Here is a 13,469-nt window from a genome sequence, read left to right as displayed (position 1 = left end):
GCCGAGCGCCGCTCCGCGTCTCACCCTCGGCGGCCGCGGTACCCCCGCGGCGATCCTCATACTAACATAAACAATTATTAAGGATACGCCCTTCGGGGTAGTCGTGCCACCCGTAGTACACGACTGACGCACGCTCGACGGCGGGGACGGCGGCCGGTCCCGGCGGTCCGAGCACGCGCGAGGCGACCGAGACCGAACCGACGACCGACCGATCGGGTCCATCGACGACTCCGGACGCGGACGACGCGAGCGAGCCGACCGACGCGAGCGACGACCTGCCGACCGCCGCCGAGGCGGTCGCGGGGGCGGCGGCGACGTTCGATCCGTCCGACACCCGGCGGATCGCGAACGGGACCGACCGCTGGAACGAGTACACCGGCTCGTCGCACTGACGCCGCGGCCGGATCCTTTTATTCGACGGCGCGACTACCGACGAGCGGCCGATGACGAACTACCGCTCCGAGCCGGACTCGGCACCCGGCGACGACGAGCCCTATGAGTACCGAGGCCACCGATTTACTGGCAGTCACAGCCGACGACCGCCTCAATACCGTCGTACTGAGAGATGAATATTCGTTGTGTCCTCGCAAGGTTTCACGCGGGCTGATAGGCCTCTGAGTAGACATTGAGGAGGAAAATCCCTGCGAGGACAAGCGCAAATCCAATGATTGCGGCGATATCGATAGCCTCGTCGAAAAATACGATTCCGATGACAGCGAGTAGTAGGATACCAAATGCTGACCACGTTGCGTACACGAGGCCAACAGGTAACTCGGTGAGCGCGAGGCTCACGAAATAAAACGAGAGTATGTACAGGCCGACCGCCGAGAGAGCGAACGCGACGTTCTCGAATCCGTCCGATAGTTTCAGTACGGTTGTACCGATCACCTCGGTCACGATTGCACCGGCAAGGTAGATGTACGACGACATATTCGGAGCAGGGTGGTGCTGGGCATTAACGATGCTCAAATATGATGCAACTTGTGCCGCGTGGTTCCGACTCGAAGCTGAAGGACTATGTGCCACTGCACTCACCACCCTGTATGAACGCATTACCGGAGCTTGGCCTCTCCAGTTACGAGGAACAGACGTATCGAACACTCCTACAGACCGGAAAAGCGACTGCCCGGACGGTTGCTGCTCGAAGTGAGGTGCCGCTCGGACGTATCTACGATGTTTTCAACGGATTACAAAATCGCGGACTAGTAGAGACTCGGCCAGGGGAACCGAAGCATTACGTAGCCGTCGACCCGACGCAGGCTGTTGACCTTCTTCTTGAGGAGCGGCTCGATGAACTCGATACAAAGGCGGACCGATATCGGAAACTCGCCGCGCAAGCGCGTTCGACATTTACACCAAGTCCACCGATCGATGCGAACCTCTGGCTCGCTGATTTTGGCGTTGACGATTCGACGACACTAATCAGCGAACAGTCTTCAGTCGTTACTGAACAGATAAGAGCAGCCATCGGGCCGCCTTATACCCAAGCACCATTGTCTGAGTACATCGAGGAATATGAGCTCTTGCTCGAAAATGTCCCGCACAGTGTTACGGTCGAACTCCTTCTAGAGAGAGCTCTTCTCGAGTCTCTCGGAGGCCAGCTTGAGCTTGCAAAACGGACTGATGCTGATGTTACAGTTCGCCGGACCGATCGGCTGAAAATGACGTTCGCAGTCCTCGATGGGACAGAGACGTATATCGACATCCCATACCCCTCAGCCGAGGACCGACGGTTCGGATTCATCGAGGTTAGGAATCCGACCGTCGCGGCCGAGTTGGACGACGTTTTCGACGAGCTTTGGACCGACGCGACACCGGTGGAGTGAAGCTCGCTACCGCTTCGAAACCCGGAATGTCACTGAAGACAAATAAACGGCTGCGTATTGAGTGCTTCTCTGTGCTGTTTTCGGCAGGACGGTATCAAACCGAACGGCGGTACTGGTGTACCCCACAGGTCCGAGTGCCGAGGCCTTCGACTCTAGGACCATTATTTGGCTTGTAACTTTCAGCGCTCTCGTTAGAACGAATATAATTGCCACCTTCCAAAAATTTGTTCTGATAGATTGGTATTGCTGGCTCCGAAAACGTCCGAATGCAGCGACACAATTCTAATAGGAAGACACCAAAACTCGTGGACAATACGATTTTCTCCAAACTGTCCATTACTTCTATGACAGCTGGGAAACAAACCGATACAATTCAATGAAACGACGCATCTTCCTCCGAAACGCAGCTTTAGCCGGGATCACCGTTTCAGTAGCCGGATGCTCCACTTCTGGCAACAGCAACAACACGACAGAAGAGGAAGACGAGACTATCGAGAAGAACGGCCAGCTGTACTACTTCCAAGACGAAAGTGAAACCGGTACACTCGGACACATAGGCACAGAAAACCCGCCAGAGGACGCAGAGGACTGGCAGATCATAGAAAACACGCTGGAAGAAGACGAATGGCGGGAAAAACAAACAAACGACGTACAATTCACAGAAGAAGCCCTCAAAGACGGAACAATGCCTAACGCACAAGGACTAAACACCACAGTAGATGATATAATCCAAGACACACAGGAAATCTACCAAAACCCGGTACAACACCTGCAAACCGACCTGACACAAACACTCGGAAGAGACCTGGAACAGGAAGACGACGAAATCACATTCACAAGAGCACTAGTCAGAGCAACACAAAACGCCGGAACAACCTCATCCGGACTAGCAGACGACCTAGTCTCAAACCTTGCAGAACACGCAGTAACAGAGATCCCGGAAACCAGCTTCAACAACTATAAATTAACAACCGTAAACACAGGAAAAGCAACAGACCCTTCAACAAGCGGATACGTCAGCGAATCACGAACCGTAGAAGAAACAGGAAAAGAATATGGAAACTCAGGATTCAGACACCTAGCCGCAATACTACAGTACGAAAAAACGGGGAAACAAAAGTAAAATACGTAGAACAAACAGACGCAACCAACCAAGGAAGATTCAAATATGTAATAAGAACCCCGGAAGACAGCCTTTACCACGCCAGCCTAGACCAAGACCGAGTAACCACAATCCCACTCGAAGAAGTAGACGCAGAAACACCAGCAGAAGCCGGTACCCTAAACATCAGATTCCCTGAAAACTACGTCTCACCACTCGCCTACAGAAAAGCAAGGGAACTCGAAAGCCAGGACATACTCGGACTCGGAGATGAAGACAAGTTGGAAGAAAATGAGAACTACACAGCGGTCGGAGACTACTTCATAGAAGCAATCGACGGACTGGTAGACGACGTCGGAATACAGGGCTACGGAAAAAACCCGGACGTAGACCTAAAAGAACAAAGACCAGGAATAGGCGGAAGAGTAGTCTCACACGAATTTGGAGACTCTGTAGAAGCATACATGGAGGATCCGGACCCGGAAACAAGACAGCAACTTGAAAACATCAGCCGCGGACTCTACCAACTCCGACAACAAACAGGCCAAGGCTGGCAAACACCACTCGCAATCACAGGAACCATACAAAGCCCGGAAATCAGAGCCACCACACAAGAAACAGTAAACCAGATAAGAGTCGACCAAGCCTACGACCAAGTCAAACAAAGAGTGACTTAGAGCCTTGCTGCTATTCAGTCGATTTCAGCGGTTCCGAATGCCTATTTATAATCCGAGCGGTTTGACACAGTCCAGATACTCTTCCCGGGCTTCGTCTCTATCGACTCGCGTGTAGATGTCCATCGTCTCACTCTCCGCGTCTCCTCGAATGTAACGCAGAGTGTGAGATTTCATCCCCTGGTTCCGCATCAGCGTCCTGACATCCTCCCACGACTGAAGTCGTGGGCTTTCTCCTCAAACTACTGTAATGTGTCCCGAGTGCGGGCTGGTGCGTCACTACGCCGAGTTCGAGGAGTGACGGACCGGCGGGCCGCCCGGAACGGCCGTCGTCAGGAGCCAAAACACCCGGTTTTACCGAGGCTATACGCCTCGCAGCCCTCCGTTCGACCGAAATGTCCGACTCCGAGTACGCGCTTCAGGCACGGCTCGAAGCGAAGCCCGAGAAAGCCGACGAGGTTGCCGAGTTCCTCGAGTCCGCGCTCCCCGCGGCCGAGGCCGAGGAGCAGACGACGACGTGGTTCGCGCTGCGCCTCGACGAGACCACGTTCGGGAGCTTCGACACGTTCCCCGACGAGGCTGGCCGACAGGCGCACCTCGACGGCGAGATCGCGGCGGAGCTGCTGGAGCGCGCCGACGAACTGCTCGTCGAGGAGCCGCAGATCGACGAGATCGACGTGCTGGCCGCGAAGCACTCCTGAGCGGGACGGTCTCGTCATCGGACACCGGATAGATCCGGTCAGTGGTTTATTTTTCCGCGCGCCGGACGGGAGAGCATGGAGCCAGACTTAGACCGATTCACGTCGCGCCGGTCCACCGTGTACGGTCAGCGCGGCGTGGTGGCGACCAGTCAACCGCTCGCCAGCGAGGCGGGGATCGAGGTGTTACGCGAGGGCGGCAACGCGTTCGACGCCGCGGTGGCGACCGCCGCCGCACTCAACGTCGTCGAGCCCACCTCGACCGGGCTGGGCGGCGACGTGTTCGCGCTGTACCGGACCGCCGACGGCGAGGTCGGCGCGATGCGTTCCTGCGGCGGCGCCCCAGCGGACGCGACGATAGAGAACGTCCGGGCGGCGCTCGCGGAGGACGAGGACGCGGACTCGTACTACCCCGACGACGGCGGCTACGCGGTCGACGACGCGAGCGAGGCCGGGATGCCGTTCTACGGCCCCCACGCGGTCACGGTCCCGGGGACGGCCCGCGGCTGGGAGGCGACGGTCGAGGAGTTGGGGCGGCTCACGCTCGCCGACGCGCTCGCGCCGGCGATCCGCTACGCGACCGAGGGGTATCCGGTGTCCGAGGTGATCGCCTCCTACTGGGCGAGCGCCGACGCGCTGTTCACCGACGACCACGCTCGCGAGGCGTTCCTGTTCGACGGTGAACCGCCGAGCGTCGGCGAGACGGTGACGCTCCCGCGGCTCGGCGAGTCGATGCGTGAGATCGCCGAGGAAGGGGCCGACGTCGTGTACGAGGGCGAGATCGCCGAGGAGATCGCCGACGAGGTCCAGTCGCAGGGCGGGTTCATGACGGTCGACGACCTCGCCGACTTCGAGGTCGAGTGGCCCGACCCGGTGTCGACGACCTACAACGGCGCCGAGGTGTACGAGCTGCCGCCGAACAACCAGGGGCTCATCGCGCTGGAGGCGCTCAACGTCGCGAGCGAACTGGGCGCGGGCGAGTACGACTACGACTCGCCGGAGCGCGTCCACTACTTCGCCGAGGCGCTGAAGCGCGCCTTCCACGACGGCCACCGCTACATCACCGACCCCGAGTACGAGGAGATACCGCCGCTCGCGTCGGCGGAGTGGGCGGCCGAGCGCGCCGCCGGAATCGGTGAGACCGCATCGCACGACGTCTCCTTCGGCGTGCCGAACGCGAACGCCGAGGACGCGGACACCGTCCTCCTCACCGTCGCCGACGACGCGGGCAACGTCGTCTCGTACATCAACTCCCGGTTCGCCGGCTTCGGCTCCGGGCTGGTCGCCGGCGACACGGGCATCGCGCTCCAGAACCGCGGCGCGTCGTTCTCGCTCGACCCGGACCACCCCAACGCGCTCGAACCCGGCAAGCGTCCGTTCCACACGCTCATCCCGGGCGTCGTCAAGTTCGACGAGGACGACTGGGCCGCCTTCGGCGTGATGGGCGGGTACATGCAGCCGCAGGGACACGTCCAAGTGATCTCGAACCTCGTCGACTACGACATGCCGCTCCAGCGCGCGCTCGACGAGCCGCGGTGGCGCTACCGCGAGAGCGGCGAACTGGCGCTCGAACCCCACTTCGGCGGCGACGCCGCGGAGAAGCTCGTCCGGAAGGACCACGACGTGCGGACGCTCTCGCCGGTCATGTTCGGCGGCGCACAGATCGCGCGGAACCGGGACGGGGTCCTCTCGGCCGCTACGGAACCCCGGAAGGACGGGAACGCGCAGGGGTACTGAGGCGCCGGCGACCGCGTCCGCGATCCCCGAGAGATATCATATCAGCGGGCGGGAATAACGCCGGTTTCGCGCTCGACAGTCAATCGGTGAACGGTCCGTAGAGCGCACCTGTAGCGAATGGAACGCACCTGACGCGTGAGAATCTGATCGGCGTCGTATTTGTGGTCGTGGATACACTTATAACGACCCGTATGGTATACGCTCACAGCATGAAGCGAAGAATCCAGCGACGCGACGTACTCAAGGGCGCCGGCGCTGTCGGCATCGCGGGGATCGCCGGCTGCTCGACGGAGAGCGGCGACGGGGGCGACGGAGGCGACGGCTCCGACGGCGGCGACGGCATGGACGGCGGCGACGGGGGCGACGGCTCCGACGGCGGCGACGACATGGACGGCGGCGACGGAAGCAACGTCCCCGACGCCGTGATGGTCGTCGGGTTCCCGCAGTCCGGTATCCAACTGTTCCGCGACTTCTACTCGGACTTCGCCGACAGCGCGCCGGACCTGGACATCATCGTCCCCGACGGGCTGATCGACGGCGACCTCCCCGGCGAGGTCGACAACGACATGAACAACGTCATCGGCACCGCACCCTCCGCGGGCGGTCCCGGGGCGGAGTTCTTCACCGAGTCGTATCAGGAGGAGTACGGCGAGGAGCCCGGCGTGTTCACGGCGCAGGCGTACGACGCGATGGCGGTCGAGATCCTCGCGGCGACCGCCGCGGGCGAGAACAACGGCGAGGCGATCCGCGACCGCGTCCGCACGGTCGCGAACCCCGGCGGCGACGAGTTCGGCCCCGCGGACCTCCCGGAGGCGGTCGAGACGGTCGCGGCGGGCGATCCCGTCCACTACGTGGGCGCGTCCTCGAGCGTCAACTTCGACGTCAACGGCGACATCGCCACCGCCGCGTACGACATCATCGACTTCCAAGACGGCGAACTCGTCACCCTCGACACCGTCGAGTTCGGGAACGATCTCTCCGAGGAGGACCTGAACGCCACCGCCGCGGACCCGGTCGGCGTCGACTCCTTCACCGCTCGGATCGGCGTTCTGATGCCCGAGACCGGTGACCTCGGCCCGCTCGGCGTGCCGATCCGCGACGGCGCGCTGCTCGCGGCCACGCAGGTCAACGACGCCGGTATCAACGTCGACGTCGAGACCAGAGTGGAGGACACGCAGACCGACCCGCAGGCGGGGATTTCGGGCGCGAACGCCCTCGTCAACGCCGGCTTCGGCGCGGTCGTCGGCCCGGCGTCGTCCAACGTCAACCTTCAGGTCTCCGAGCAGGTGTTCATCCCCAACGGCGTCGTCGGCATCTCGCCGTCCTCGACCGACCCGAACGTGACGGACCTCGAGGACAACGGCTACATCTTCCGGACCGCGCCCTCCGACCTGCTTCAGGGGCCCGCGATGGCCGACCTCGCCGTGGGCGACACCGTCGGCGCCGAGAGCTCCGGCACGCTGTACCTCAACGACGCCTACGGGCAGTCGCTGGAGGAGGCGTACGTGAACGCCTTCGAGGAGCGCGACGGAACGATCGACCAGCGCGTCTCCTTCGAGCCGAACCAGGCCACGTACACCAGTCAGTGGTCGAGCGTGCTGAACGAGTAGGCGTTCACCCGAACCGTTCCCCGATTTTTCACGCTGCGCTCGTCGGTGAGCGGTGGCACGGTCGGTCCTGATCATCGAGCGCTGGATCACCGGGCGCTACGAAAGCGGGAGGAAGTTGGAGCGTCTCGGTCGCCGTCGGTTAGTTTTTGTACGCGTCGCGCAGGAACACCAGCGCTCCGCCCAGCATCGCGAGGTTGCCGAAGAAGGCGAGTCGCTCGCCGCTTTTGTCGTCCTCGTCGGCGTTCCAGAAGTCGTGCATCGTCGCGGTCACGGCGGTCAGGAACGCGACCGCCGCGCCGGTCGCGACCCGGGGGAGCCGCCAGAGCGCGATGCCGAGGCCGGCGACGACCATCATGCCGGAGGCGAACGGCGCGGCGACGTCCGGCAGCGGGACGCCCGCCGACTCGGCGTACTCGATCGTGTCGTCCATGTCGCGGAAGTCCTCCGAGGCCTGCGCGGCGAGGCCGACGCCGAGCAGGACGCGGCCGAGCCGCGACGGCGCACCGCGGCCGGTCGCTTCGTCGCTCGTATCTGTGTCTTCGTCGCTCATACTTTCCGCAACGGCGGCGAACCCCATAAATCGCGGTGGCGGCGGGAGCGGACCCCCGCCCCGCCGCGTCGCACCCGGCCCGTCAGATCCCGTCGATACGCTCCAGCACCCGACTCGTCGCCGCCGCGTCGAACGCCATCGGCCGGCGCCACCACGGCCCCTTCCCGGAGTCGCTCGACAGGTCGGTGACGAGCCGGTTCGCCTCGCTCCCGCCATCGGACGCGCTCAGCGGGACGACGCGGTCGAACGGGCCCGACGCCGCGGGATCGCCGACCGCTATCGCGCGGGCGTCGAACGGATCGCGCTTCAGGTGCGCGTTCGTCGGCGCGGCCGCGGCGGCGGCCGCGCGGTCGACGACGGCGCCGTCCCCACCGTCGTCCCCGGCCGAGAGCACCCGCTCGATCCGGATCCCCGCGAAGAGGTAGGCGCCCCAGTCGGGCGCGAGGTCGTCGTCGACGTCGACGCCGCGTTCCCGAAGCCACGCGCCGCCGCGGTCGTCGGCCCCCTCGTCGCCGGGGCGCTCTGCCCCCGGTCCGGCCCAGTCGCGCGGCCGCAGCGACAGCGTCGCGTAGAACAGGAGCCAGTCGCCGGGGTCGAGGGCCGCGATCCGCCCGGCCTTCACGCCGTGCGGGTCGCCGTACGTCGCGCGCTCGCGGCCGTGGACGCGGGGGAACTCGGGGTCGGCGTGAACGGGTGTCTCGCGCAGGGCCGCCGGAACCGCGAACGGGAGGTCGAGGTCGCCGTAGGTCGGGAGCGTCTCGTCGACCGGGAATCCCTCGCGCGAGAGCGTCGCGGCCGACTCCGGGATCGGGACGTACGCGAACGAGCCGTCGGGATAGACGGGGCCGCGGAACCCCGGTTCGTTCGTGTTGGCGGCGACGTTGACGGCGACCGCGCGGGGACCGGGCATGATGGGAAGTCGGGTGACTCAGTCCGCCGTCGCGGCGGCCCCCTCGTGTTCGATCTCGGTCCCGAGCAGGTCGAGGAACTGCGCGATCCACTCGGGGTGGTCGGGCCACGCCTGCCCGGTGACGAGGTTGCCGTCGGTGGTCACGCCGTCGACCCACGAGCAGCCGGCGGCCTCGACCTCGGGCCTGACCGCCGGGTACGCCGTCAGCTCGTAGCCGTCGAGGACGCCCGCCGCGGCGAGGATCTGGGGGCCGTGACAGATCGACGCGACCGGCTTGTCCGCCTCGAAGAAGTGCCGTACCGCGTCGAGGACCTCGTCGTAGCCGCGGAGGTACTCCGGCGCGCGCCCGCCGGGGACGACCAGCGCGTCGTACTCTGTCGGGTCCACGTCGTCGAACCCGTGCGTGAGTTCGAAGTCGTGCCCGCGCGTCTCGAGGTACGTCTGGTCGCCGCGGAAGTCGTGGATCGCGGTCTTGACGGTCTCACCCGCCTCCCGTTCGGGGCAGACGGCGTGGACCTCGTGGCCGACCGCCTGAAGCGCCTGGAACGGCACCATTATCTCGTAGTCCTCGCCGAAGTCGCCGACGATCATCAGTAGCCGCTTTCCTGTCATGTGCGTAACACCATGTGACCGTACGCGTCGCAATCTCATAACGATACTGGCGAGCGGTAGCACACCACGGAATAGCCGCGACGACCGACCGCGACCACGGCTCGCGGTGGCGCGCGCCTCTGCGGCCGCGAGCGCGGCCGGGGAGCGCATCGAGTCCTCGCGGCTGGGGCTTCGGTGGCGTTCGCTACCGATCCCGACCCACAAGCAGAACTACCGTCGACCGACCGATCGATGCGCTCGTCGATAGTCGCTACGAGGCGTTCGCGAAAACTCGTTCTGGCGTCTCAGCGGTCGCTCGAGGTCGGCGGCGAGGGGTTCTCCACGTCCGGGGGTTGAAGATCCCGCTGAAACTCGTCGAACTGTTCGAGGTCGTCCGGGAGGTCGTACTCGATCTCGCGGTCGCCTTGGTTGTCGGGGAGCCGGCCGTCCTCGATCTCCTCGGCGGCCTCCTCCCATCCCGGCTTCACGCGGACGCTGCGGGCGGGCGACCCGACGACGACGTGGTGGTCTGGCACGTCGCCTTGGACCACGGAGCGCGCGCCGACGACGCTGTTCTCGCCGACGCGGCAGCCGGCCCGGACCATCGCGTCGTAGGTGACGCGGGCGTCCTCGCCGACGATCGTGTGGAAGTTCCGGACCTCGGTCTGGTCGACGATGTCGTGGTCGTGGCTGTAGAGGTGGACGCCGTCAGAGATAGAGGCGCGGTCGCCGATCGTCAGCTTCCCGCGGTCGTCGAGATGGACGTCGTCGTGGATCACGACGTTGTCGCCGACCTCGATGTTGTGGCCGTAGGTGACGGAGATCCCCTTGAAGAAGCGGCAGCCGTCCCCGCACTCGGCGAAGAGGTGGTTGCCGAGCATCTGCCGGAAGCGGAGCGCGAACTCGACGTTGTCGGCCATGGACGTGGCGTCGAACTGGCGCCAGAGCCACTGGAGGTGTTTGGAGCGCTGGAAGCGGTCCTCGTCCTTCTCGGCGTAGTACTCCGACTCCAGCGTCGCGTTACACGGGTCGTACCCCTGGAGCCGAACGCGCTCGGCGCGCGACACCGACTCCCCGTCCTGCCACGCCTCCCACGCCTCGCGGTCGCCGTGGAGGTCGACCAGCACGTCGCGGACGACCTCGCAGGTGTCCTCGTCCGAGGAGAGCCGCTCGTCCACCTCGTCGATGAACCCGCGGACCCCGGCCTCGGCGCCGTCGGGCAGGGACACGTGTCGCTTTGTCATCGGCCCACTTTCGTCGCCATCACTCAAAGGGATTCGGTTGTGCGAACGCGACGCCTCATCAGGTCAGTACAGGCCGGCGTTGACGAATATGGCGACGAGGACGCCCGTGAAGGCGGTCAAGAAGGCGGGGCCGATCGCGCCGGCGCCGAACGAGAGCAGCAGCGCGACGACCGAGACGGTGGCGATGACCGCGAGCAGCGCGACGACGGCGTCGAGGCGTCGGCGGAGGGCGTCGTCCATGGGCGGCCGACGCGCCGCGAGCGAGTAATATCCGGCGATGCGCGGTCGCCCCCGGACTGACCCTCCCGGTCGCGGTCCCGCCCGATTCCGCCGTTCCGGGAGCGACCGCGCCCGATAAGTGTCCCGACCGCTAACCGCTGGGCATGCAACACCGCGAACTCGGTAACTCGGGCGTCGAGGTCTCGGAGATCGGCTTCGGCGCGTGGGTCGTCGGCACCGACTGGTGGGGCGACCGCTCGGACGAGCAGGCGGTCGGGATGGTCGAGGAGGCGCTCGACGCCGGCGTCACCTACGTCGACACCGGCGATGTGTACGGCCACGGCGACAGCGAGGAGATCATCGGGAGAGCGATCGACGGCCGCCGCGACGAGGTGACGCTCGCGACGAAGATCGGCTACGACTTCTACAACAACCCGCAGGCCGGACACGGCGAGCTCCCGAAAGAACTCGACCGAGAGTACCTCGAAACGGCCTTCGAGCGCTCGCTCGACCGCCTCGACACCGACTACGTCGACCTGCTCCAGTTACACAACGCGAACGTCGATGACATCACGCCCGAGGTGCGCGACCTCCTCCGCGAGTGGAAGGAGTCGGGGCGCGTCCGCGCGCTCGGCTGGGCGCTCGGCCCCTCGATCGGCTGGCTCGCCGAGGGCGACGCCGCCGTCGAGTACGAGGAGTTCGACGCGGTCCAGACCGTCTTCAACCTCTTCGAGCAGGAACCCGGTCGCCACTTCGTCGAGAGCATCCGCGAGAGCGACTCCGATACCTCCGTCATCGCCCGCGTCCCGCACTCCTCCGGCCTGCTCAACGAGCAGGTGACGCCCGACACGGTCCTCGAAGACGGCGACCACCGCTCGCACCGCCCGAAGGAGTGGTACGAGACGGGGTGGGAGAAGGTCGACGCGATCCGCTTCCTCGAAGACCCGGACGGCACCAGGGGGACGCGAACGATGGCGCAGGCCGCGATCCGCTGGCTGCTCGCGCACGACGAGGTCGCCTCCGTCACGCCCACCTTCCGCGACGGCGACGACATCGCCGAGTGGAGCGCCGCCGCCGACGTGCCGCCGATCTCCGACGCGGAGTACGAGCGTCTCGAAGAGCTGTACGCCCGCAACTTCGACGTCGACCGCGACGACGGGATGGACGTTCTCCGCACCTCCGTGGACGGCGAGGACATCGAGGCGGCCGGCCTCGACAAGCGCGCGGTCTCGTACTGAGCGGCGAGCCCCCCGCCGCGTCAGCGCGTCGACGCCCTGACGCCACCCGCTCCTTTCGCCTCGAAACCGCCCGACTGCGGACGGTTCTCGTCGAGTAGGATCACTTTCACTCCGCTCCGGTTCGGCCGCGCCGCTGGCGGACGTGGAAACGGTGGCTCGGTCGAAACCCATCGTCACAAGGGGCTCGGTGGGGGTAACCGACTCGTCATCGCCACCACGCCGACCGTAGCACGGTCGGGGGGATAAATGGCTCGCGACGGTCCGGAACCCGTTTGAACCTCGGCGACCTCGGACCGGCCATGCGGGAAGTGACGTTCCGGATCCACCACGCGGGGGAGCCGGAGTGCGAGGTGAGCGCGCGCCACCCGGAGGTGCGGTACCGCTCCGTCTCGTCGATGACCGGCAGCGGGCCCGAGCGGAAGCGGATCGCCGAACTCACCGGGCCGCCGGAAGAGATCGAGGCGTTCGTCGAGGAGTTCCGCGAGTTCGACCTGATCGTCTCCGCGGAGCCGCTCGCGCCGATCGAGGGCACCCACGCCTACGTCGCCCTGACGATCGACGCCGCGGCCGCCGACTGGGACGGGATCGGCGACCGGTTCTCGCGGATGGGGATCCACTACCGGACGGGGACGACCATCTCCGGCGGCGTGGAGCGCTGGACGGCGTACCTCGGGAACGACGACGACCTCTCGGCCGTGATGCGCGAGCTCGAACGCGGCGGCAACGAGGTCGAGCTGGCGCGGAACGTGGAGCTCGCGTCGATCGAGCGCTCGCCGCAGCTCCCGACGTCCGGGCTCCTCGACGGCCTCACCGACCGGCAGCGAGAGGTCCTCGCGACCGCCATCGCGGCGGGCTACTACGACCACGGGGGCGGCGTGGGCGTCGAAGAGGTCGCCGCCGAGCTGGGGCTCGGCTCGACGACCGTGTGGGAACACCTCTCGCGCGCCGAGTCGGCGGTGATGAACGCGCTGTTCGAACGGTTCGCGGAGGGCGAGCCGGTCGGCGCCGTCCGTGAGACGGATCGGGCGGATTCGGCCTAAATTGGACGCAGACCAACGCTTTTGTTGCTT

The 13,469-nt window shown here is 65.1% G+C and carries 15 protein-coding genes and 1 pseudogene; 8 read left to right on the top strand and 8 right to left on the bottom strand.

What is annotated here, in order from left to right; all coding sequences use genetic code 11:
• Positions 1-61 precede the first annotated feature (61 nt).
• A complete protein-coding gene (locus C463_RS05420; protein ID WP_008441770.1) occupies positions 62-376 on the bottom strand; it encodes a hypothetical protein in 315 nt (104 codons plus the stop codon).
• A gap of 218 nt (positions 377-594) precedes the next feature.
• Positions 595-930, bottom strand: coding sequence for a DMT family transporter (locus tag C463_RS05415; protein WP_008441769.1), 336 nt, complete (start codon positions 928-930; stop codon positions 595-597).
• A 113-nt stretch (positions 931-1,043) separates the two neighbouring features.
• On the opposite strand from C463_RS05415, the gene C463_RS17480 reads away from it, so the two are divergent.
• The 3 genes from C463_RS17480 (at position 1,044) to C463_RS18465 (ending at position 3,605) form a co-directional block, all read left to right on the top strand.
• Positions 1,044-1,826 carry a TrmB family transcriptional regulator gene (locus tag C463_RS17480; RefSeq protein ID WP_158294480.1) on the top strand — a complete coding sequence of 261 codons (783 nt, stop codon included), beginning with the start codon at positions 1,044-1,046 and terminating at the stop codon, positions 1,824-1,826.
• 376 nt (positions 1,827-2,202) lie between these two features.
• Positions 2,203-2,949, top strand: coding sequence for a hypothetical protein (locus C463_RS18470; protein ID WP_137695583.1), 747 nt, complete (start codon positions 2,203-2,205; stop codon positions 2,947-2,949).
• 260 nt (positions 2,950-3,209) lie between these two features.
• Entirely contained in the window at positions 3,210-3,605 is a 396-nt protein-coding gene (locus C463_RS18465) for a hypothetical protein (protein ID WP_137695584.1), read from the top strand.
• 45 nt (positions 3,606-3,650) lie between these two features.
• Here C463_RS18465 and C463_RS20100 read toward each other — a convergent pair.
• Positions 3,651-3,800, bottom strand: a pseudogene (locus C463_RS20100) (integrase); the annotation flags it as partial.
• A gap of 197 nt (positions 3,801-3,997) precedes the next feature.
• Here C463_RS20100 and C463_RS05405 point away from each other — a divergent pair.
• The 3 genes from C463_RS05405 (at position 3,998) to C463_RS05395 (ending at position 7,647) form a co-directional block, all read left to right on the top strand.
• Positions 3,998-4,303, top strand: coding sequence for a putative quinol monooxygenase (locus tag C463_RS05405; protein ID WP_008441767.1), 306 nt, complete (start codon positions 3,998-4,000; stop codon positions 4,301-4,303).
• A 75-nt stretch (positions 4,304-4,378) separates the two neighbouring features.
• Complete coding sequence (ggt, locus tag C463_RS05400) at positions 4,379-6,037, top strand: gamma-glutamyltransferase (protein ID WP_049905566.1); 1,659 nt, start codon at positions 4,379-4,381, stop codon at positions 6,035-6,037.
• Positions 6,038-6,246: 209 nt separating this feature from the next.
• Positions 6,247-7,647 carry an ABC transporter substrate-binding protein gene (locus C463_RS05395; RefSeq protein WP_008441765.1) on the top strand — a complete coding sequence of 467 codons (1,401 nt, stop codon included), beginning with the start codon at positions 6,247-6,249 and terminating at the stop codon, positions 7,645-7,647.
• Between the two features lie 139 nt (positions 7,648-7,786).
• Here the strand turns inward: C463_RS05395 and C463_RS05390 are convergent, their stop codons facing one another.
• The 5 genes from C463_RS05390 to C463_RS18960 form a co-directional block, all read right to left on the bottom strand.
• Complete coding sequence (locus C463_RS05390; RefSeq protein ID WP_008441764.1) at positions 7,787-8,197, bottom strand: DoxX family protein; 411 nt, start codon at positions 8,195-8,197, stop codon at positions 7,787-7,789.
• Between the two features lie 82 nt (positions 8,198-8,279).
• A complete protein-coding gene (locus C463_RS05385; protein WP_008441763.1) occupies positions 8,280-9,107 on the bottom strand; it encodes an Nmad3 family putative nucleotide modification protein in 828 nt (275 codons plus the stop codon).
• Between the two features lie 18 nt (positions 9,108-9,125).
• A complete protein-coding gene (locus tag C463_RS05380) occupies positions 9,126-9,719 on the bottom strand; it encodes a DJ-1/PfpI family protein (RefSeq protein ID WP_049905565.1) in 594 nt (197 codons plus the stop codon).
• A 284-nt stretch (positions 9,720-10,003) separates the two neighbouring features.
• On the bottom strand, positions 10,004-10,942 hold the full coding sequence (locus C463_RS05375; protein WP_008441761.1) for an acyltransferase: 939 nt from the start codon (positions 10,940-10,942) through the stop codon (positions 10,004-10,006).
• A gap of 63 nt (positions 10,943-11,005) precedes the next feature.
• A complete protein-coding gene (locus C463_RS18960; protein WP_158294481.1) occupies positions 11,006-11,182 on the bottom strand; it encodes a hypothetical protein in 177 nt (58 codons plus the stop codon).
• A 143-nt stretch (positions 11,183-11,325) separates the two neighbouring features.
• On the opposite strand from C463_RS18960, the gene C463_RS05370 reads away from it, so the two are divergent.
• Both C463_RS05370 and C463_RS05365 read left to right on the top strand, forming a co-directional pair.
• Positions 11,326-12,399: an aldo/keto reductase gene (locus C463_RS05370; protein WP_008441760.1), complete on the top strand. Its 1,074-nt coding sequence runs from the start codon at positions 11,326-11,328 to the stop codon at positions 12,397-12,399.
• A gap of 299 nt (positions 12,400-12,698) precedes the next feature.
• The gene (locus C463_RS05365) at positions 12,699-13,439 is read left to right on the top strand and encodes a helix-turn-helix domain-containing protein (RefSeq protein ID WP_008441759.1); all 741 of its coding nucleotides are present in this window, start codon (positions 12,699-12,701) and stop codon (positions 13,437-13,439) included.
• The last annotated feature ends 30 nt before the right edge of the window (positions 13,440-13,469 follow it).

The sequence above is a fragment of the Halorubrum californiense DSM 19288 genome, from assembly GCF_000336875.1.
In the GTDB taxonomy this organism is placed as follows: domain Archaea; phylum Halobacteriota; class Halobacteria; order Halobacteriales; family Haloferacaceae; genus Halorubrum; species Halorubrum californiense.
The sequence above is the reverse complement of the archived record's forward strand: the minus strand, read 5'-3'. Positions and strand labels throughout refer to the sequence as shown.